The 20,459-nt window shown below is 62.9% G+C and carries 16 protein-coding genes; 11 read left to right on the top strand and 5 right to left on the bottom strand.

The genetic code is table 11. The annotated features are described in order from the left end of the window. The first annotated feature begins 329 nt into the window (after positions 1-329). The 3 genes from ACVWZA_RS08485 (at position 330) to ACVWZA_RS08475 (ending at position 5,177) form a co-directional block, all read left to right on the top strand. On the top strand, positions 330-1,925 hold the full coding sequence (locus tag ACVWZA_RS08485) for an isocitrate lyase (protein ID WP_457310757.1): 1,596 nt from the start codon (positions 330-332) through the stop codon (positions 1,923-1,925). 370 nt (positions 1,926-2,295) lie between these two features. After that, positions 2,296-4,647 (top strand): TonB-dependent receptor, encoded by a 2,352-nt coding sequence (locus tag ACVWZA_RS08480; RefSeq protein ID WP_457310756.1) that lies wholly within the window; start codon positions 2,296-2,298, stop codon positions 4,645-4,647. A 158-nt stretch (positions 4,648-4,805) separates the two neighbouring features. Next, positions 4,806-5,177, top strand: coding sequence for a hypothetical protein (locus ACVWZA_RS08475; protein WP_457310755.1), 372 nt, complete (start codon positions 4,806-4,808; stop codon positions 5,175-5,177). A gap of 64 nt (positions 5,178-5,241) precedes the next feature. Here ACVWZA_RS08475 and ACVWZA_RS08470 read toward each other — a convergent pair whose 3' ends face one another. The 3 genes from ACVWZA_RS08470 to ACVWZA_RS08460 all read right to left on the bottom strand — a co-directional run bounded on the left by ACVWZA_RS08470 (position 5,242) and on the right by ACVWZA_RS08460 (position 6,765). Further along, positions 5,242-6,207, bottom strand: coding sequence for an aldo/keto reductase (locus ACVWZA_RS08470; protein WP_457310754.1), 966 nt, complete (start codon positions 6,205-6,207; stop codon positions 5,242-5,244). Beyond that, positions 6,204-6,404, bottom strand: coding sequence for a hypothetical protein (locus tag ACVWZA_RS08465; RefSeq protein WP_457310753.1), 201 nt, complete (start codon positions 6,402-6,404; stop codon positions 6,204-6,206). Before ACVWZA_RS08465 ends, ACVWZA_RS08470 begins: the two co-directional genes overlap by 4 nt. A gap of 73 nt (positions 6,405-6,477) precedes the next feature. Further along, a complete protein-coding gene (locus tag ACVWZA_RS08460; protein ID WP_457310752.1) occupies positions 6,478-6,765 on the bottom strand; it encodes a hypothetical protein in 288 nt (95 codons plus the stop codon). 158 nt (positions 6,766-6,923) lie between these two features. On the opposite strand from ACVWZA_RS08460, the gene ACVWZA_RS08455 reads away from it, so the two are divergent. The 6 genes from ACVWZA_RS08455 (at position 6,924) to ACVWZA_RS08430 (ending at position 14,036) form a co-directional block, all read left to right on the top strand. Further along, positions 6,924-7,895 carry an ArsR/SmtB family transcription factor gene (locus ACVWZA_RS08455; RefSeq protein ID WP_457310751.1) on the top strand — a complete coding sequence of 324 codons (972 nt, stop codon included), beginning with the start codon at positions 6,924-6,926 and terminating at the stop codon, positions 7,893-7,895. Beyond that, positions 7,892-8,845: a methylenetetrahydrofolate reductase gene (metF, locus tag ACVWZA_RS08450; RefSeq protein WP_457310750.1), complete on the top strand. Its 954-nt coding sequence runs from the start codon at positions 7,892-7,894 to the stop codon at positions 8,843-8,845. The genes ACVWZA_RS08455 and metF overlap by 4 nt, the downstream gene beginning before the upstream one ends. Positions 8,846-8,855: 10 nt before the next feature. Next, positions 8,856-9,902 carry a homocysteine S-methyltransferase family protein gene (locus tag ACVWZA_RS08445; RefSeq protein ID WP_457310749.1) on the top strand — a complete coding sequence of 349 codons (1,047 nt, stop codon included), beginning with the start codon at positions 8,856-8,858 and terminating at the stop codon, positions 9,900-9,902. 117 nt (positions 9,903-10,019) lie between these two features. Next, positions 10,020-12,617 carry a methionine synthase gene (gene metH, locus ACVWZA_RS08440; RefSeq protein ID WP_457310748.1) on the top strand — a complete coding sequence of 866 codons (2,598 nt, stop codon included), beginning with the start codon at positions 10,020-10,022 and terminating at the stop codon, positions 12,615-12,617. Positions 12,618-12,720: 103 nt separating this feature from the next. Continuing rightward, on the top strand, positions 12,721-12,987 hold the full coding sequence (locus ACVWZA_RS08435; protein ID WP_457310747.1) for a hypothetical protein: 267 nt from the start codon (positions 12,721-12,723) through the stop codon (positions 12,985-12,987). Between the two features lie 116 nt (positions 12,988-13,103). Further along, a complete protein-coding gene (locus ACVWZA_RS08430) occupies positions 13,104-14,036 on the top strand; it encodes a right-handed parallel beta-helix repeat-containing protein (RefSeq protein ID WP_457310746.1) in 933 nt (310 codons plus the stop codon). A 3-nt stretch (positions 14,037-14,039) separates the two neighbouring features. Here the strand turns inward: ACVWZA_RS08430 and ACVWZA_RS08425 are convergent, their stop codons facing one another. Continuing rightward, the gene (locus ACVWZA_RS08425; protein ID WP_457310745.1) at positions 14,040-15,038 is read right to left on the bottom strand and encodes a phytanoyl-CoA dioxygenase family protein; all 999 of its coding nucleotides are present in this window, start codon (positions 15,036-15,038) and stop codon (positions 14,040-14,042) included. Next, positions 15,035-16,717, bottom strand: a complete 1,683-nt coding sequence (locus ACVWZA_RS08420) for an alkaline phosphatase family protein (RefSeq protein WP_457310744.1) — start codon at positions 16,715-16,717, stop codon at positions 15,035-15,037. Before ACVWZA_RS08420 ends, ACVWZA_RS08425 begins: the two co-directional genes overlap by 4 nt. A gap of 80 nt (positions 16,718-16,797) precedes the next feature. Between ACVWZA_RS08420 and ACVWZA_RS08415 the strand changes: the two genes are divergently transcribed. Both ACVWZA_RS08415 and ACVWZA_RS08410 read left to right on the top strand, forming a co-directional pair. After that, entirely contained in the window at positions 16,798-18,828 is a 2,031-nt protein-coding gene (locus ACVWZA_RS08415; protein WP_457310743.1) for a protein-disulfide reductase DsbD family protein, read from the top strand. Between the two features lie 100 nt (positions 18,829-18,928). Next, complete coding sequence (locus ACVWZA_RS08410) at positions 18,929-20,422, top strand: circularly permuted type 2 ATP-grasp protein (protein ID WP_457310742.1); 1,494 nt, start codon at positions 18,929-18,931, stop codon at positions 20,420-20,422. The last annotated feature ends 37 nt before the right edge of the window (positions 20,423-20,459 follow it).

The following is a 20,459-nucleotide window of genomic DNA, read 5'->3' as shown; positions in this document are numbered from 1 at the left end:
TTTCGACGGTCGGCTGGTGGCGGATCCGCTGAACACGGCGCTCGCCTTTCACGCTGACGCTCGTCCAGTTCTCATTCTTTTTCTACTCGGAAAAGGGGGCTATCACCCCGGCACAATGGGCGGTTGGCATCGCCGCCGTGGTGCTGAGAGCCACGCTGATGCGCGATTCCGGCGCCATGTATAACGAACCTTATGCCTGTCAATAAATTACAAAATTACATGCTGCTATATCGGTGCGTGACATATTGACTTCATCAATTGCGGTAAATGGGCTGTATCCGCTGTAAATCTCCGTACATCGCTTTCATCCAAACTGGAAAGCGAGAGCAATGACCTACCAGAACCACATCACGCAAACGGCTCAGTTGATCAACAGCCAGAACGGCACCTGGGACGGGATCGACGCGGAAGCCGTCGCGCGGATGCGGGTGCAGAACCGTTTCCAGACCGGCCTCGATATCGCGCGCTACACCGCAGCGATCATGCGCAAGGACATGGCGGCGTATGATGCCGATCCGGCTAACTACACTCAGTCGCTGGGCTGCTGGCACGGGTTTATCGGCCAGCAGAAGATGATCAGCATCAAGAAGCATTTCGGGTCGACCGAGCGCCGCTATCTCTATCTCTCGGGCTGGATGGTTGCCGCGCTGCGCTCCGAATTCGGTCCGCTGCCGGATCAGTCGATGCATGAGAAAACCAGCGTTCCCGCGCTGATCGAGGAACTCTATACCTTCCTGCGTCAGGCCGATGCGCGCGAACTGGGCGGCATGTTCCGTGAGATCGATGCGGCGCGCGCGTCCGGCAACGAACTGACCGAGCAGCGGTTGGTCCAGGCGGTCGAGAACTACCAGACGCATGTTGTGCCGATCGTCGCCGATATCGATGCCGGATTCGGCAATGCCGAGGCGACCTATCTGCTCGCCAAGAAAATGATCGAGGCCGGCGCCTGTGCGCTGCAGATCGAGAACCAGGTCAGCGACGAAAAGCAGTGCGGCCATCAGGACGGCAAGGTCACCGTGCCGCATGAGGACTTCCTCGCCAAGGTTCGGGCGTGCCGCTACGCGTTTCTCGAACTCGGCGTCGAAGACGGGATCATCGTTACGCGCACCGACTCGCTCGGTGCCGGCCTGACCAAGCAGATCGCGGTGAGCAAGGAGCCGGGCGATCTCGGCGACCAGTATAATTCTTTCCTCGATTGCGAAGAGATCGACCCGAGCACCGCGCGCAATGGCGACGTGATCCTCAACCGTGACGGCAAATTGTTGCGGCCCAAGCGCTTGCCGTCGAACCTGTTCCAATTCCGCGCCGGATCGGGCGAGGATCGCTGCGTGCTCGACTGTATCACGTCGCTGCAAAATGGTGCCGACCTGTTGTGGATCGAGACCGAGAAGCCGCATATCGAACAGATCGCCGGCATGGTCGATCGCATCCGCGAAGTCATTCCGAACGCGAAGCTTGTCTATAACAACTCGCCATCGTTCAACTGGACGCTGAATTTCCGCCAGCAGGTGTTCGACGCCTGGGTTGCCGAGGGCAAGGATGTGTCGGCCTATGATCGAGCCAAGTTGATGAGTGTCGATTTTGACGGCACGACGCTGGGCGACGAAGCGGACGAGCGGATCCGCACTTTCCAGGCGGATTCGGCGAAGCGTGCGGGCATCTTCCATCACCTGATCACCTTGCCGACCTATCACACTGCGGCGCTGTCGACCGACAATCTCGCCAAGGAGTATTTCGGCGACCAGGGAATGCTCGGTTATGTCAGGGGGGTGCAGCGCAAGGAGATCCGTGAAGGAATCGCCTGTGTGAAGCATCAGAACATGTCGGGCTCCGACATCGGCGACGATCACAAGGAATATTTCGCCGGTGATGCCGCGCTGAAAGCGGGCGGTGCGCACAACACGATGAACCAGTTCGCCGCATAGAGGCGATAGCAAACCAGTTCGCGGCATAGCGAACTGCACATCACCTTGGGAGAGGATGGGGAGGCCCGGTGCGAAAAGCGCCGGGCCTCTTGCTTTGGGTGGCAGCGTTGCCCGGACCCTCGAACGGGTCTCCGCGCACCCCGCAATGTGACCTGATTGTCACGCTCCCAGCAATCTTTCGTTACACGATCAGCCTGTCACGAATAGGTCATGATCGCGGCCTAGCGGCTCGATCGAGCGAGAGGTTCAAAACTGCACGAGACGATGATGTCCGGCGGGAGGCCATATGAAAATGGCTTTCACGCTGGCGCATCTGCGCGCGCCGTTTGGGCCTTAGCGATCCGTCAATTTCCTGGTTAGGGGTCCTTCAGTGTCCAAGGTCATTTTCGTGCGCAAGTCGTTGTTCCTCGGTGCCGCGGTCGGCGCGTTGCTCTGCACTGGCGTCGCATCGGCGCAGGATGCGCCCGCTGCGCCTGCCGCGGAAGCCGCGTCGGACGACGATCTGGACGAGATCGTCGTCACCGCGGAGCGTCGCTCCGAAAACCTGCAAAAGGTGCCGTTGTCGGTCGGCGTCGTCGGTGGTGACGAATTGCGTGCGTTCCAGGGCGGCGGCGAGGACATCCTTGCGCTCGCCGGCCGCGTTCCGGGCCTTTATGCCGAAACCACCACTGGCCGTATCTTCCCGCGCTTTTACATTCGCGGTCTCGGCAATATCGATTTCTATCTCGGTGCGTCGCAGCCGGTGTCGATCATCCAGGACGATGTCGTGCTCGAACATGTCGTGCTTAAATCGAACCCGGTGTTCGACGTGGCACAAGTCGAAGTGCTGCGCGGTCCGCAGGGTTCGCTGTTTGGCCGTAACACCACGGCGGGCATCATCAAGTTCGACACGATCCGCCCGTCGAATGAATTTTCCGCTCGCGGTACGGCGACCTACGGCAGCTATAACACGGTGACCTTCGACGGCGGCCTCGGTGGCCCGATCGCCGGTGATGTGCTCTCGCTGCGCGTATCGGCGCTGTATCAGCACCGCGACGACTGGATCGACAACACCTATACCGGCACCAGTGCCGATGGCACCGTGTCGCCGAAGAAGAACGCGATGGGCGGCTTCAACGAAAAGGACATCCGCGCTCAATTGCTGTTCACGCCGGACGACAATTTCTCGCTGTTGCTGTCGGCGCATGCTCGCGATTATGATGGCACCTCGACGATCTTCCATCGCGCGGCGCTGAAGAAAGGCTCGAACGATATCTCTGCCGAGCCGCGCGACCGCATTGCGCTCGACGAGGGCAACAACAATCCTCAGGCCTACAAGACCTATGGCGAGTCGCTGAAGCTGGCCTATGATTTCGGCCCGGTCGTGCTGACCTCGATCAGCGCGTTCGAGGGGTCGTCGGGCTATAGCCGCGGCGATACCGATGGCGGCGCGGCGGCGAACTTCCCGTTCGCCGTACCGCCAGCCACGCCCATCGCTAACGGTTTCGGTCAGAGCCAAGGCAATCTGCGCGACCTGAACCAGCTGACTCAGGAATTGCGTCTTGCCAGCGATGGCGACGGACCGTTCAAGTGGCAGATCGGCGGCATGTATTTCGATCAGCGCGACACGACCGAATTTTACCAGCGTAACTATTTCCTGCTGCCAAACCAACGCGCCTATAATCCGAACAATTTCGTGCGGTTGCGCAACATCAACACCTCATGGGCGGTGTTCGGCCAGGCGAGCTATGAAGTATTGCCAAGCCTGACCATCACCGCCGGCGTGCGGCAGACCAACGACACCAAGTCGACACGGCTGGAAAAGACCTCACTTTCGGCCGGCTTTGCCGATACTTATACCGGCCGCCGCTATGTGCGCCTGTCGGACGACAAGACCAGCTGGGATTTGAGCGCGCTGTACGAGGTTAGCTCTGAACTGAGCCTCTATGCCCGTGCGGCGCGCGGCTTCCGTGGGCCGACAATCCAGGGCCGTTCCGCGGTGTTCAATTCCGACTTCACCACTGCCAATTCGGAAACGATCCTGTCGTTCGAAGGCGGTTTCAAGAGCCGCTTGTTCAACAACACGCTGCGCCTGAACGCGACCGCGTTCACCTACACGGTCGATAACATTCAGCTGAACGGCAATGATTCCAACAATGGCAATGGCATCCTGTTCAATGCCGCTAAGGCGAAGGCCTACGGCGTGGAGGCCGATCTGGACTGGCGTCCGATCCGCAACCTAACCCTCACCGCTGGCTTCAGCCTGCTGCATAGTGAGATCGAAGACAAGAATACCGAAGTGCAGGTTTGTGCGCTGAATAATGTGGTGGTCTGCACGGTGCAGAATCCGACGCGCAGGGTCGCCGGCGCATTCGGGCCGGTCTACCTCGCCAAGATCGACGGCAATCCCCTGCCCAACGCGCCGAAATATACCTTCGATTTCACCGGCCGGTACGACCTGCCGATCAGCGATAGCGGCAAGGTGTTCATCGCGACCGACTGGAATTTGCAGGGCTACACCAGCCTGGTGTTGTATAAGACCAGGGAATTCTACGCGAACGGCAACTTCGAAGGCGGCGTGAAGGTCGGTTATACCGGCGGTAACGGCGACTGGGAGATCGCGCTGTTCGGCCGCAACATCACCAATGAGAAGAACCTCAAGGGCGTGATCGAGAATTACTTGGCGGCAGTGTTCAACGAACCGCGCGTCGTCGGCATCTCGTTCAGCGGCAAGCTGCACTAAGGCCCGACCGACCGTCTTTAGACGGTCTTGGAGGCCCGCGATGCCATCTGGCGTCGCGGGCCTTTTCGTGCTTCGGGAAGTTCTGGAAAGTTTCGTTCGCGTCACGATCGATCGATGTTATCGTTACCCGGTGGAAATGTGGTGATCGGAAGTTGCTGATGAGCATCAATCTGAATTTCATCAATCGGTCGAGCGACACGAACAATTCGTCGGTGGTCATCTTCGGCCAGGTCGTGACGACCAATCTCGACGAGCCGGTCGCCGCGCTGAAGGTGATCGACCTTCGCGACGTTGGTGACGGTCACGCCTTCACGATCCCGGCGGAAAGCAATGACAGTCCGCTCGATTTGATCTGGGTCGGCGCCGCTGTCGCTCCGGACGAAACCTGTTCGCCGGCCGGTGATATCACCGTGGAGGAGGCAACGCCCTTGTCTCTCGCCGGTGTGGCCAGCGCGAGCATCGTGATGACCGGCGGAGACGGCGCGCCGCTGGCGTTTGCCCTGACAGATGTGGTGACGGCCGGAATCTAACTCCCGGGCTCGCTTTATGCGGAATCACCCATGGAAGGGGGCATTCCACTCAAATCGCAACAGCCTAGCTCCCGGCGGCATCCAGACGATCGCGCTGGTCCTTGGTCAACGCCAACGCCATTGAGCCGAGCAATTCCTCGACCTGCGCAACGCTCGTCGCGCTCGCGATCGGGGCGGTGACACCGGGCTGTGCGGCGAGCCAGGCGAGCGCGATCTGCGCAAGTGAGGCACCGGTCTCGGCGGCGACCGCATCCATTGCGGTAAGTACGGCGAGGCCCTTGCCCTTGAGCATATCCGTCATCCGGCCGCCGCGCACGCTTTTGCCGAGATCGGCCTCGCTGCGATATTTGCCGGTCAGGAAACCCGAGGCGAGGCCGTAATAGGGCACCGCGCCGATATTGTGGGTGACGCAATAGTCCTGCAACTCGCCCTCGAAAGCGTGGCGGCTGGCCAGATTATATTCGGGCTGCAGCACCTGATAATGCGGTACGCCCGCCGCGAGTGCCGCCTCATTGGCCGATTTCAGCCGCGCGGCATGGAAGTTCGACGCACCCAGAGCGTTGATCTTGCCCGCTTCGGCCAGCTTGGCGAACGCCGCCATTACCTCGTCCTGGGCAACGGCGTCATCGTCCTGATGCGCGAAATAAAGGTCGATGCGCTCGACGCCGAGACGCCGGAGCGACGCGTCGCACGCCGCGGCAATGCGCGCGGGCGCGAGCTTCACGCCGCCCTCGCCCGGCAACATGCCGACCTTGGTCGCGATCTGTACGTTGTCGCGCTTGCCGCTCGCCTTGAGCCACTCGCCGATCATTGTTTCGGATTCACCGCCCTGGTGGCCGGGCACCCAGGCCGAATAGACATCGGCGGTGTCGATCATCGTGCCGCCGCCGGCGACAAAGGCGTCCAGCACCGCAAAGCTCGCGGTCTTGTCGGCGGTCCAGCCGAAGACATTGCCGCCCAGCACCAGTGGAGCGATGTGGATATCGGTTGCGCCCAGCCGGCGAAGAATGGGCTGGCGAAGATCGGTCATTGTGGTTGAGCCTCGTTTTCGCCGTCGATTTCGACGTTTATGGCATTGGCGTCGACGCTGTTCGCGTCGAGCATCGCGGCGGCATCGTTCAATGCCTGGGCCTCACCCGAAGTGACGGCGCCGGGCGTGTCGGGCGCGCCACCACACGCGGAAAGCAGGAGAAGGGCACCTAGACCCAGTGGTTTGAGCCCGGACATCTGCACCTTCTCCTGTTCGTTTCCAGCGTGTTGGAGGCCTGCGCGCGCAGGCGCCAACGACCCTTATTTCGACTTAGTCTTCGATCGCGTTGCCGGCATCCTTGAGTGCGGCACCCGTCGCATCGGCTGCGCCATCGGCGGCGTTGCCGATCGCGGCACCGCTATTGTCCATGGTCGCTTCGGCCGAACCGAACGCACGGTCGGCGGCGGCATCGGTGTCATTGACGGCTTCGCCCATCGTCGCATTGGCATCGGCGGCGATCTGGTCGGCGGCCTGAGCGGTTTCGTTCTGCGCCGCGGGCGTGCAGGCGGCAAGCGCGGCGGCGGAAAGGGCGGCAGTGATGGCAACGATCTTCTTCATGTGGCGATTCCCGTCTTGTTGATAGGCTAGTCGATAGGATGGGGAAGCTAGCGGAGGGCAAGGGCCGCTTCAATACGTACGGCGAAGCGTATGTTTCCACCAGTGCGGCACATGCTGCGTTGACCTGATATAAAGATATCTTTATATGTTGTATCGACATGACGATCGCACTCGACATCTTCCGCGCCCTTGCCGACACCACGCGGCTGCGCATCCTCGCGTTGCTGCGCTCGATGGAGCTGTCGGTCGGTGAACTGGCGCAGGTGCTCGGCCAGAGTCAGCCCCGCGTCAGCCGCCATGTGAAGATCTTGTGCGACGCGGGGCTGGCGGAGCGGCGCAAGGAGGGCAGCTGGGTATTTGTCGGGGTCGGCGCGGAGGCGCGGGTCACGCCAGTGCTCGCCGCGCTCGACGGCTGGGCCGCGATCGAGCCCGATCATTGGGCGGTGGCCGACGTCGCGCGGCTCGCGGCGGTACGCGCTGATCGCGCCGCCTCGGCGGCGGCCTGGTTCGAGAATAATGCCGGACAATGGGACGCGATCCGCTCGCTCCATATCGCCGAGAGTGAGGTCGAGGCGGCGATGTCGGCGGTGCTCGGGGACGCGCCGATCGGTCAGTTGATCGATATCGGCACCGGCACCGGGCGCATGCTCGAACTGTTCGCGGGGCGTGCCAGGGCTGCGCTTGGGATCGATCGCAGTTCGGAAATGCTGCGGTTGGCGCGGGCGAAGCTGTCCGAGCGTGGGCTGGCCAATGCCGAGCTGCGCCAGGCGGATCTCTATGCGCTGCCGCTCGGTGACGGCGCGGCCGATGCGGCGATCATCCATCATGTCTTGCATTTCGCGCAGCAGCCGGGGGCGGCGATCGCTGAGGCGGCGCGTGTGCTGGCGCCGGGCGGTCGATTGCTGATCGCTGATTTCGCGGCGCATGATCGCGAGGAATTGCGCGCCAAGGATGCGCATACAAGGCTCGGCTTTTCAGACGAGCAGATCGCCGCCTGGTTCGATGCGAGCGGCCTTGCGATGGCGCGGACCGAGACGCTCGAGGGCGGTGAGTTGACGGTGAAATTATGGCTCGGCCGCAAAGTGGCTAAGTCCAAACAGGTTCCGGTACACGAGGTGAAGGCGGCATGACGATTTCCATCAATCAGCTGGAAGAGGCGCGCCGCGCGCTGGAAGCGCCACTGTTCGCCGATGTCGCGGGCGATGCCGAAATATCATTCGAATTCTTCCCGCCCAAGACCGAGAAGATGGAAGAAACGCTGTGGGACGCGATCAAGACGCTTGAGCCGCTTGGGGCGCGGTTCGTCTCGGTCACCTATGGCGCCGGCGGTTCGACGCGTGAGCGCACCCATGCGACGGTTGCGAGGATCCAGCGCGAAACTTCGTTGGCCGCGGCGGCGCACCTGACCTGCGTCGAAGCGACCAAGGAAGAGATCAACGAGGTCGCCGAGCAATATTGGGCGGCAGGTGTTCGCCATATCGTCGCGCTGCGCGGCGATCCGCCGGTCGCAGGTACGAAGTTCGCATCGCCGCCGGGTGGTTATGAGAATGCTGCCGCGCTGGTTGCCGGGTTGAAAAAACTTCACCCGTTCGAGGTGTCGGTCGCGGCCTATCCGGAGTGCCATCCGGATTCGGGGAGCATCGATGTCGATCTGGAGAATCTGAAGCGCAAGCTCGACGCTGGCGCGAACCGCGCGATCACGCAATTCTTCTTCTCGCCCGAGGCTTATTTCCGTTTCCGCGACCGCGTCGCGGCGGCCGGCATCACGGCCGAGATCGTGCCCGGCATCCTGCCGGTGTCGAACGTCGCGCAGACGCGCAAGTTCGCCGCGATGTGCAATGCGGAAATCCCCGACTGGATGGGACGGCTGTTCGAGGGGCTCGACGACCATCCCGCCGCACGCCAGCTCGTCGCGGCGACGATCGCCGCCGAGATGTGCCGCAAACTCTATGCCGGCGACGTGCGCGGCTTTCATTTCTACACGCTCAACCGCGCCGAATTGAGCTTCGCGATCTGCCATTTGCTGGGGATCAGGGCGAAATCCGTTCCATCGACCATCGCCACATCTGCGGCGGCCTGAGGAATTCGATATGAGTGCACGAGAAAAACTGCTGGCCGAGGCCGCCAAGCGCATCCTGATAACCGACGGGGCGTTCGGTACCGAGATCCAGAACTGGAAGCTGAAGGAGGCCGATTATGCCGGCGATCTGGGCCTGTCCAAGGATCAGAAAGGCAATAACGACATCCTCGCGCTGACCAAGTCCGAAGTGCCGGAGAAGATTACGCGCGAATATCTCGATGCCGGGTCGGACATCGTATCGACCAACACCTTCAGCGCGAACCTGATCAGCCAGGCGGATTATGGCGCAGAGCATCTGGTACGCGAAATCAACCTGGCCTCGGCGCAGATCGCGCGGCGGCTGGCCGACGAATACACGGCGAAGGACGGGCGTCCGCGCTTCGTTGCCGGGGCGATCGGGCCGACCAACAAGACGCTGTCGCTGTCGCCCGACGTCAACGATCCGGGGTTCCGCGAGATCGATTTTGATTATCTGAAGGACGTATATCGCCAACAGACCGACGCGCTGATCGAGGGCGGCGCCGACTTCATCCTGATCGAAACGGTGTTCGACACCTTGAATGCCAAAGCGGGAATCATGGCGGTGCTCGAGGCGGCCGAGGCGTTCGGTCGCGACGTCCCGATCATGATGTCGATGACCTTGACCGATCTGTCCGGGCGTAATCTGTCCGGGCATACGGTCGAGGCATTCTGGCACGCGGTACGGCATGCCAAACCAATCACCATCGGGCTCAATTGTTCCTTCGGTGCTGAGCAGTTGCGGCCGCATGTTAAGACACTGTCGCAAATCGCCGATACGTTGATCATGGTTTATCCCAATGCCGGTTTGCCCAACGAGCTTGGCGAATATGATGAGCAGCCGGCGACCACCGCGGGTCTGGTCCGCGAATGGGCGGCGCAGGGGCAAGTCAACATTCTCGGCGGCTGCTGCGGCTCGACTCCTGAGCATATCGCAGCGATCGCCAAGGCAGTCGGCGAACTGCCGCCGCGTGAGTTGCCGGTGCCGCCGGTGGTAACGCGGCTGGCGGGCCTGGAGCCGATGACGATGGCGGCTTGACGTCACAAAACCCTCTCCCCATCGGGGAAAGGGTTGGTAGAGGGGCAGTCACAAGCACCTCTTCGTACGCCCCTCTCCCCGACCCTCTCCCCGATGGGGAGCAGGAGAAAGTATGGAATGACCACCACGTCCACCGCCCAATTCGTCAATATCGGCGAGCGCACCAACATCACCGGTTCGGCGCGTTTCAAGAAGCTGATCATGGCGGACGATTATGCCGCTGCCGTCGAAGTCGCGCGGCAGCAGGTGGAATCGGGTGCGCAGGTGCTCGACGTCAACATGGACGAGGGGTTGCTCGATTCCGAAAAGGCGATGACCACTTTCCTCAAGCTGATCGCTGCCGAACCGGACATTGCGCGTATCCCGTTCATGATCGACAGTTCGAAATGGTCGGTGATCGAGGCCGGGCTGAAATGCGTCTCGGGCAAACCAATCGTCAATTCGATCAGTATGAAAGAGGGCGAAGCTCAGTTTTTATCTCAAGCACGTAAAGTCATGTCTTACGGTGCCGCCGTGGTCGTGATGGCGTTCGACGAGGTCGGTCAGGCCGACACCAAGGAGCGCAAGGTAGAGATTTGCGGCCGCGCCTATGACCTGTTGGTCGGAATCGGTTTCCCGCCCGAGGACATTATCTTCGACCCCAATATCTTTGCCGTCGCAACCGGGATCGACGAACATCGCCGCTACGCGATCGACTTCATCGAGGCATGCCGGGAGATCAAGATCCGCTGCCCGCACTGCCATATCTCGGGCGGCCTTTCGAATCTCTCGTTCAGCTTCCGCGGCAATGAACCGGTGCGCCGCGCGATGCACAGCGTGTTCCTTTATCACGCGATCCCCGCCGGGCTCGACATGGCGATCGTCAATGCCGGGCAACTCGATATTTACGACGATATCGACGCGGAACTGCGCGAGGCGTGCGAAGACGTGGTCTATGACCGCCGTGACGACGCGACCGACCGGTTGATCGCGCTCGCCGAACGCTATCGCGGCACCGATGCGGTGGCGGAAAAGGCGGCGGCGGAATGGCGCAGCCTCGATGTCAACAAGCGGCTCGAATATGCTCTGGTCAAGGGCATCGACCTGCACGTCGTCGAAGACACCGAAGAAGCGCGGCTCGGTTTCGCCCGCCCGATCGAGGTGATCGAGGGACCGCTGATGGACGGCATGAACGTCGTCGGCGACCTGTTCGGATCGGGCAAGATGTTCCTGCCGCAAGTGGTGAAATCCGCCCGCGTGATGAAGAAGGCGGTCGCGCATCTGCTGCCCTTTATCGAAGCGGCGAAAGAGCCCGGCGCACGCGGCAAGGGCAAGATCATCATGGCCACCGTCAAGGGCGACGTGCATGATATCGGCAAGAACATCGTCGGCGTGGTCCTGCAGTGCAACGGCTTCGACGTGGTCGATATGGGCGTGATGGTGGCCTGGTCGGATATCCTGAAAGCCGCAAACGAGAACGACGCCGACATGATCGGCCTGTCGGGGCTGATCACGCCGTCATTGGACGAGATGGTCACCGTCGCCGAGGAGATGAAGCGCGCCGGCATGAAGATGCCGCTGCTGATCGGCGGCGCGACGACGTCCAAGGTCCATACCGCGCTGCGCATCGCCCCGGCCTATGACGGCCCGGTGGTGCATGTGCTCGACGCCAGCCGCGCGGTCGGCGTCGCCTCGACCCTGGTCAGCGATACGCAGAAGGATGGCTTCGTCCAGCGCACGGCGGACGAATATGAAGCGGTTCGCGTCGCGCGCGCCAATAAGGGGCAGAGCGCGCTGATCCCCATCGCGGCGGCGCGCGCCAACGCCTTCCCGACTGACATGGCGCTAAAACCGGGTGCGCCGGCTCAGCCGGGCTTGCACGTGTTTCCCGACTGGGATCTCGATGATCTGCGCGAGGTGATCGATTGGACGCCGTTCTTCCGCGCCTGGGAATTGGCGGGAAATTACCCCGCGATCCTGCAGGATTCGGTGGTTGGCGAAAGCGCACGGTCGTTGTTCGAGGACGCGAATGCGATGCTCGACAAGATTATCGCGGAGAAATGGTTGACCGCCAAGGGCGTCGCCGGACTATGGCCGTGTCGCAAGGAGGTCGACGATGTAATCATCGAGGCTGACGAGGAGGTGCGCATGCCCTTCCTCCGCCAGCAGATCGCCAAGCGCGAAGGCCGGCCCAATATGTGCCTGGCCGATTTCATCGATCCGGCGGGTGACTGGATCGGCGGCTTCGCGGTGACCACCGGGCACGGCATCGAACCGCATCTCGCGCGCTTCAAGGCGGACAATGACGATTATTCCGACATCCTGTTGAAGGCGCTCGCCGACCGCCTCGCGGAGGCCTTTGCCGAGCGGTTGCATCAGCATGTCCGCAAGACCTTATGGGGTTACGCCGAGGGTGAGCAGCTGACCAACGAGGCACTGATCCGTGAACAATATCGCGGTATCCGCCCCGCGCCGGGTTATCCCGCATGTCCCGACCATAGCGAAAAGCCGATGCTGTTCGACCTGCTCGGCGCGACCGATGCGACCGGGATCGTACTGACGGAGAGTTTCGCGATGATGCCGACCGCGGCGGTCTCCGGCTTCTATTTCGGGCATCCGCAGGCAGAGTATTTCGGCGTCGCCCGCATCGGCTCGGACCAGGTTGCCGACTATGCGGTACGGCGTGGTGCGAATTTGTCGACGGTGCAACGCTGGCTTCGGCCCAATCTGGATTGATCGTCGTCAGATCGAACCAGGCCGTTCGTTCGCAGGCAGTTGACAAGGTGCTTGCGAAGGGCAGGAAAGAGCATAATCTCCAAAGAAAATTGGAGAGTATGCGATGGGAACGCTGAATGTACCCGAAGGCTCGGGTGACGAGAGCCTGATCATCCTGCAAAGCCTGCTTTGCCTGTTGCGTGAGAAGAACCTGCTGACCCGCGCGGACATAGAGGAATTGTGCGACCGGGTCTCGACCCGCGCCAAACAGGCTGAATGCGCGCCTTTCCCGTGCAGCGAGCAAACCGCTAACGTGGCGGCGATCGAGATGGCCCGGATCGGCGGTTATATCGGCACGCGTTACGGCGGCAAGCATCGCCGGGGTGTGTGAGCGAGACGTGTATTGATGCTGGGCTCGCATAACGCTTCCGGCCGTTACGGTTAACCCTCAATTCGCCTTCCTTTCCCCGACTCTGCAGGGCATTCCTCCGCCAAAGGAGCCGCTCCATGCGTCGCATACTCCCGCTGATCGCCCTCGCGCTGACCGTGCCCGCCGCCGCGCAGCAAGCGCGTGCGCCGTTCGTCATCCAGGAAACCGGGCAAGGCTTCGCCAATATCGATGATGCGGTGCAGTCGGTGCGGATGGGCACGGCGACGATCCTGATCGCGCCCGGTACCTATCGTCAGTGCACCGTGCAGGCTGGCGGCCGGATCACCTTCAAGGCGGTGCGGCCCGGCACGGCGATCTTCGAAGGCACGTCGTGCGAGGGCAAGGCGGCGTTCGTGTTGCGCGGCCAGGAATCGATCGTCGACGGACTGGTGTTCCGCGGCATCCGTGTCGACGACGGCAACGGCTCGGGCATCCGCACCGAGATAGGCAACCTCACCGTGCGCAACTCGATGTTTCTCGATAGTCAGGAGGGCATCCTTGGCGGTGAGCCAACCAACCAGAAGATACTTATCGACCGTTCGACCTTTTCCGGGCTCGGCCAGTGCGACGAGACGGCCGATTGCAGCCACGCGATCTACCTCGCCAATCAGGGGTCGGTGACGATCACTAATTCGCGCTTCGAACGCGGCACTGGCGGGCATTACGTCAAGCTGCGCGTGCCCAACGTGTCGATCACCGACAACAGCTTCGACGACACCGCCGGCAAGAAGACCAATTACATGATCGACCTGCCGGAGGGCGGCACCGGCCTGATTTCGCGCAACACCTTCGTTCAGGGGCGCAACAAGGAGAATTGGACCGGCTTCATCGTCGTCGCGGCGGAGGCGCGGAAATACCGGTCAGCCGGTCTCAGGGTCGAGGGCAACGATGCTTCGCTCGCACCAGGCGAGACGCGCTCACCGGCGTTCGTGGCGGACTACAGCCATGAGCGCCTCGCGATCGGTGCCAATCGCCTCGGCGCGGGGGTCAGAGCGTTCGAGACACGCTGAGCTTTACAACCATGGCCGCTCGGGGCCGGGCACCGGCGAATACATGTTCAGATACTGGGCGAGGCGCGGGCGGCTCGAGCGATTGGGACTGGCGCCGTGCGGCAGGTCTTCGCGCCAGATGACCAGGTCGCCCGCACTGGCCGGCACCGTCACCGCTTCGGCTGACAGGTCGACCTGGCGCGGATTGAGACCGCCCAGCCCATCGATCCAGGCGCCAATGCGGCGATGGAAACCCGGCACGAGCTGCAGCGCGCCCTGATCGGCGGCGGTGTCGGTCAGATAGAGAATGCCCTGCGTGCCGAACGGCATCGGCTGGGCCAGGCTGGCGTCCCAGTGCAGATGAGGGCCGGGAAAGCGATAATCCGGCCGCTCGGGCGGATTGAAGCTCATCCGGTCGGTCGTCATCCACAGGTCGGTCGTGCCCCAGAGTTGCGCAAAAGCCTTCAGGATGCGCGGCGACCGGCGGATCGCGGCCTGGGCCGGGTGCTGGAAATGCTGGATCATGATGCCGTTCTCGCGCGGCCCACTATACCAGCTGTCCGGATCGCCGGCTTGCCCGCCAACCTGCTGCCACAGCACATCCGCGGCCGCCGCTGCCTCGGCGGCGGTGATCGCGTTGCGCAAGACGATCACACCGTTGTCTTCCCAAACGGTCAGATCGGCTTCATCGAACACTGGCGGCGCGGCATCGATCGCGGCAAGCCGCTCACTCGCCGCAGGCGGCGGCGCAATGCCGTCCACCTCAGCGTTGTAACGCGCCACCGTGATCGGATCGGGCAGCCCCCCGATCTCGACGACCCAGTCAACGAAGCCGTTATAATCGGGCCGCTGGCTGCCGACATGCGTCATCACCTGCTCGATCCCAAGACCAAGCGTATCGAGCAGCATCCGCCACTGCTTGTAGGGCAGGGATTCGGCCGACCGCCCGGTCAGCGATGCCCAATAGGTTGGGAGGCCGCGAACATGGTCGAGCGAGGTGGTCGTGGCGGGTGCGGTGCTCAACGGCAGGGGCCGCCCTGGGTGCCGAGGTCCAGGCATTTGCCATCGACACCGGGCATGGGCAGCCCGATCGTCTTGGCCAGCGTCGGGGCGATATCGACCGTCTCGATACTGCCCGGATGTTCGAACCCGGTCATGCCCTTGCGCCAGAACAGGACCGGCACGCGACGGTCATAATCATAGGGGCTGCCATGTGTCGCGACATAACCGGTGCCGGGCACGGGAATCGCGGTGACGCGCGACTTCAGGAATACCACCAAATCGCCCGACCGTGCCGGATCATAGGACGCGCGCGCTTTCTGGATCAACGTCCATTGTTCGGGCGGGCCCTTGGGCATCGGCGTCGCCGCGATCTGCTTGCCGGTCAGCACGGCGGCGACCTGGGGCATCGCCTTGTAGCGTGCGATCGTCTCTGCCAGCACGGTCTTGCGCTGGTCGGCGGTCAGGGCGGTCGAGATCCAGATATCGCCATTGGGAATGTCGCCGAACAGCAATGGGGTGGTGATGCCCAGCTTCTCGCCGATCGACTTGCCCATCACCGCGGGGGCAAGCGCGACGTCGACGCGCTGCGCTTCGGGGATGCCCTGGGTGATCTCGCGTTCGGGCAGGTCGTTGCCGCCATGGTCGGCGGTCAGCACGACCTCATAATCGACGCCGGTCCGGTCGAGTATGTCGAACAACCCGCCAAGCGTCGCGTCGAGATTGGCAAGCTGAATGCACATCTCCGCGCCATCGGTGCCGAAGCTGTGTCCGACATAATCGGTCGCCGACGCGCCGATCGAGATGATGTCGACGGCCGGCCCTTGGCCGAGCTTCATGTCCTGGATCAGACCGGCGGCAAGCGCGATGACCGCGGCATCATAGGCGGGCGAGGCGCGAAAGGCGCGGGTGTCGCCGGCCGCGCGGTCGAAATGCCAGGTGCCGACCGTCTTGTCGCCGCCGATCGAGACGGCCTTGTCGCGTATCGCGCACCATGCTGGCATCTCCAGCGCCGGCTGCGCCGTGGCGACCAGCGCTGTCGTCGCCGCATTCGCCCGAGTCACCACGGCGGGCTCAGTGCGGCCGGCATAGGATACGAAGGACTTGCCGTCCCACCACCAGAGTTCGTCGACATTATGCCCGCCCATCATCACCGCGGCGCGGTCCTTGCCCGAGACGGAGACGACGCGGGTGCGCGGATCGGCCGCCTTCATGCGCTCGCCCAGGGTCGGGACCTTCAGATGTTTGGCGGAAACGGTGTAATTGGACGCGCTGCTGCCGGGCACGCTCTCGTCCTCGGCGCAATAGACCGACTTGCCCGCGCGCGGCGTCGCCTGATCGGTCCAGTTATTGGCGATGATCCCGGTATTGGCGGGGCGATAACCGGTCAGGATGGTCGAATGGCCGGGGCATGTCTCGGTCGCGGCATGGCTCTGATAGCCGGCGGGGAAGACCGCACCCTTGAGCAGTCGGGCGAAACCATCCGTAAAATAGGCGCGATTCTTGGCAAGCAGGTCGGCCGAGAATTGATCGACCGAGATCGCGACGATCAGCTTCGGCGCATCCTTTGGCGGCACCATTTTTACCGGCGCGACCACTGGCGCATCGGCTGGAGCGGCAACCGCCGGCGCCTGTTGCGCACAGACCGGTGTAGCGACGATAAGGGCTGCGGCGAGAGCGAAGATCGACGCCGTGGTCTGCATAGAGATTCCTTTTTCGGTCCGGTGCATATTACTGCGCCGCGCTGTATGGGCGAGCTCTGGATTTGCGGCAAGGACGCTCAATGCGCGGTATATATTGCTTGATCGTGACGTTATTGATGGAGTTGGGACTCGCGCTGCTGGCGACCCCCGCTTTGGCGCAGCTGCCGGATCCCAACGCGGCGGGACCGCATCTCGCGATCAGGCTGGTTGCGGAAAGCGAACGTCCGGCGGCGGGACGCGAGGTGACGCTCGCGCTCGATACGCGTCCGCAACCCGGGTGGCATGGCTATTGGCTCAATCCAGGCGATGCCGGCTTTCCGGCAAAGCTCGACTGGACCTTGCCCGCCGGGGTGACGGCGAGCGCGCCGGCCTATCCGGTTCCGGGCACGCTGCTGATCGCCGGCCTGATGAATTATGTGTTCGAAAAACCCTATGCGCCGCTGGTGACGCTGAAATTGCCGGCCGGTCTGGCGGCGGGGACCAAGCTCCCGGTTCGGCTGAAGACGGCCTATCTCGTCTGCACCGCCGAAATCTGCGTGCCGGAGACGGCTGAGCTTGCGGTCGATCTGACGATCGGTGACGGCCTCGTCACGCCCGGCGCGCGCGCGACCTTCGACGCCTGGCGGCGCGCCATCCCCAAGCCGCTCGATGCCAGGGCGACATGGCAGGTGTCCAGCGGCGTCGCGACCATCGCAATACCATATCCGGCGAATGCACCGCTGGCCGACGCCTATTTCTTCCCGGTGACCACTCAGTTGATCGATTATGCCGCGCCGCAGGCGGTGACGCGCGACGGCGACCGGATCCTGATCGCGACCAAGGGCAAGGCGGGTGGGCAACTGGCCGGCGTGTTACGCATCGGCGATGGTCGCGGCCTGGCGGTCACGGCTGAACCGGGCATTGTGACAGTCGCGGCGAAGGGCGACGACGGGATATTGGCGGCGACGTTGCTCGCGTTCGGCGGCGCGTTGCTCGGCGGCCTGCTGCTCAACGTCATGCCATGTGTCTTCCCGATACTCAGCCTCAAGGCGCTCAGCCTGGCGCGCGGGCATCTGGACGAGCGCGCGGCGCGGCGCGAGGCGCTCGCCTACACGGCGGGCGTCGTCGCGGTCTGCGTCGCGCTGGGCGGTGCGATCCTCGCGCTCCGCGCCGGGGGCAGCGCGGTCGGCTGGGCCTTCCAGTTGCAGGACCCGCGCATGATCCTGCTGCTCCTGCTGCTGACCGTGGCAATCGCGCTCAACCTTGCCGGGCTGTTCGAGATTCCGACACCGACCTTTATTGGCAATGCCGGCGGAGTCGGCGGCGCCTTTGCGACCGGAGCGCTGGCGGCATTCATCGCCACGCCGTGCACCGGACCGTTCATGGGCGTCGCACTGGGCGCGGCGCTGATCCTGCCCTGGCCCGCCGCACTGGCGGTGTTCGCCGGACTTGGGCTGGGGCTGGCATTGCCGTTTCTCTTGCTCGGCTTCGTGCCCGCCCTGCGCAAGCTGTTGCCCAAACCCGGCGCATGGATGGAGACATTCCGGCATGTCCTCAGTGTGCCGATGTGGCTTACCGCGATCGCGCTTGCCTGGGTGCTTGGGCGACAAGCCGGAGTTAACGGCATGACGCTCGGCCTTGTCGCGGCGCTCGGCATCGCCGTCGTTTTGTGGATCGCCGGGCGACGGCAGGTGCGCGGGCTGGCGTTTGGCATCGCCTGGGTGGGTGCGTTGCTGGCAATTGCCGGCGCGTCGATCGCCTTTGTCGAACGTTCGACCGCAGCGCCGGTCCAGGCGGCGGGAACTGAGCCGTTCAGCGAAGCGCGACTGGCCGCGCTCCGCACGGAAGGTCGCCCGGTTTTCGCCTATTTCACCGCCGACTGGTGCCTGACGTGCAAGGTCAACGAGGCGGCGGCGATCGATGTGGCGTCGACCAAGGCGGCCTTCGCCAAGGGCAAAGTCGCGGTGCTGGTCGGCGACTGGACCGATGGCGATCCGGTGCTTGGCCGGTTTATCGAACAGCATAATCGCGCCGGCGTGCCGCTCTATCTCTATTACGCCCCCGGCGCGACCGAGCCGCAAATACTCCCACAGGTGCTGACGCCAGGTTTGCTTAGCGGGCTGATCGAGTAGCGGAAAGCCGCTTTTCCACGCTCGGTTAAAATCCCTTGTGCGCCGCAGCAATTCGTCGCAGCATGGAACTTGTCAGTGCTGGGGGGGCTTTACTAATTCGATGGGGAAACGACACGCGTTCGACGAGGTCATGGGGCAGGGGGGCGGCACGACGCCCCGCGCCGAACTCGCCGCGCTCGGTCGCTGGATCGAAGAAACCCCCGCTGGCGAATTACGCCGTCGCCAGCAAAGCGCGGAAGCAACTTTCCGTCAGCTTGGCATTACCTTCGCGGTTTACGGCGATAGTGATGCGAGCGAACGCATCATCCCGTTCGACATCGTGCCGCGCATCTTCCTCGCCAACGAATGGGCGCGGCTGTCCGAAGGGCTGATCCAGCGGGTCGAAGCGATCAATGCGTTTCTAGAAGACATTTATGGCGCACGGAAAATCCTCGATGCCGGCGTACTCCCGTCAGACCTGATCTTCGGAAATCCGCAATTCCGCCCCGAGATCGCCGGCATCCGGCCACCGCATGGCATCTGGGCGCATATCTGTGGCATCGACCTGGTGCGCACCGGGCCGGAGGAGTTCTTCGTGCTCGAGGACAATGCGCGGACCCCGTCGGGCGTGAGCTATATGCTGGAGAATCGCGAAGCGATGCTGCGGCTTTGCCCCGAACTGTTCCGCGAATTCCGCGTCGCGGCGGTTGACAGCTATCCCGACCGCTTGCTGGAAACGATGAAATCGGTCGCCCCCAACGGCATCGCCGCGCCGGTATGCGTGGTGCTGACGCCGGGTCACTACAACTCCGCATATTACGAACACAGCTTTCTTGCGGATACGATGGGCGTCGAACTGGTCGAATCGGCCGATCTGGTGGTCGACGACGATATCGTATGGATGCGCACCATCGCCGGACGGGTGAAGGTCGATGTGATCTATCGTCGGATCGACGACGACTATCTCGATCCGCTGGTGTTCAATCCGGATTCGATGCTCGGCGTACCCGGCCTGATCTCGGCCTATTCGGCAGGCAATGTCGCGCTGATCAACGCACCGGGCAACGGCATCGCCGATGACAAGGCGATTTACAGCTATATGCCTGAGATCGTGAAATTTTACTCTGGCGGAGAGCCCAAGCTGCCCAATGTCGAGACCTGGCGCTGCCGCGAGCCGCAGGCGCTGAAATATGTCCTCGACAATCTCAAGGACGTGGTGGTGAAGCTGGTCGACGGCTCGGGCGGTTATGGCATGCTGGTCGGGCCGACCGCGACCAGGCAGGAGATCGAGGATTTTCGCGCCGCGCTGATCGCCGAGCCGCATCGCTACATCGCGCAACCCACATTGGCGTTGTCGACTGTTCCAACCTTGTGCGACGCTGGCCTCGCGCCGCGCCATGTCGATTTCCGGCCGTTCGTGTTGAAGGGATCGAAGACCGTTCAAGTGGTCCCCGGCGGGCTGACTCGTGTGGCGCTGAAGGAAGGGTCGCTGGTCGTGAACTCCTCGCAGGGCGGCGGGACCAAGGACAGCTTCGTGCTGATGGACGGCGGCAATACGCAGATTCAGTCGCAGATCCAGACCGTGGACGGAATGACTCAGGCGCAGAGCCAATGAGTGCGGTCGCCACTTCACTATTCCCCGGTATGGGGAG

It is taken from the genome of Sphingomonas sp. UYAg733 (assembly GCF_054057355.1).
The sequence above is the reverse complement of the archived record's forward strand: the minus strand, read 5'-3'. Positions and strand labels throughout refer to the sequence as shown.

Coding starts and splice junctions, on each gene's coding strand:
- ACVWZA_RS08415 (WP_457310743.1), top strand. CDS start 16,798: ATGCGCGGTATATATTGCTTGATCGTGACGTTATTGATGGAGTTGGGA.
- ACVWZA_RS08475 (WP_457310755.1), top strand. CDS start 4,806: ATGAGCATCAATCTGAATTTCATCAATCGGTCGAGCGACACGAACAAT.
- ACVWZA_RS08420 (WP_457310744.1), bottom strand. CDS start 16,717: ATGCAGACCACGGCGTCGATCTTCGCTCTCGCCGCAGCCCTTATCGTC.
- ACVWZA_RS08485 (WP_457310757.1), top strand. CDS start 330: ATGACCTACCAGAACCACATCACGCAAACGGCTCAGTTGATCAACAGC.
- ACVWZA_RS08460 (WP_457310752.1), bottom strand. CDS start 6,765: ATGAAGAAGATCGTTGCCATCACTGCCGCCCTTTCCGCCGCCGCGCTT.
- metF (WP_457310750.1), top strand. CDS start 7,892: ATGACGATTTCCATCAATCAGCTGGAAGAGGCGCGCCGCGCGCTGGAA.
- ACVWZA_RS08465 (WP_457310753.1), bottom strand. CDS start 6,404: ATGTCCGGGCTCAAACCACTGGGTCTAGGTGCCCTTCTCCTGCTTTCC.
- ACVWZA_RS08435 (WP_457310747.1), top strand. CDS start 12,721: ATGGGAACGCTGAATGTACCCGAAGGCTCGGGTGACGAGAGCCTGATC.
- ACVWZA_RS08410 (WP_457310742.1), top strand. CDS start 18,929: ATGGGGAAACGACACGCGTTCGACGAGGTCATGGGGCAGGGGGGCGGC.
- ACVWZA_RS08445 (WP_457310749.1), top strand. CDS start 8,856: ATGAGTGCACGAGAAAAACTGCTGGCCGAGGCCGCCAAGCGCATCCTG.
- metH (WP_457310748.1), top strand. CDS start 10,020: ATGACCACCACGTCCACCGCCCAATTCGTCAATATCGGCGAGCGCACC.
- ACVWZA_RS08430 (WP_457310746.1), top strand. CDS start 13,104: ATGCGTCGCATACTCCCGCTGATCGCCCTCGCGCTGACCGTGCCCGCC.
- ACVWZA_RS08455 (WP_457310751.1), top strand. CDS start 6,924: ATGACGATCGCACTCGACATCTTCCGCGCCCTTGCCGACACCACGCGG.
- ACVWZA_RS08470 (WP_457310754.1), bottom strand. CDS start 6,207: ATGACCGATCTTCGCCAGCCCATTCTTCGCCGGCTGGGCGCAACCGAT.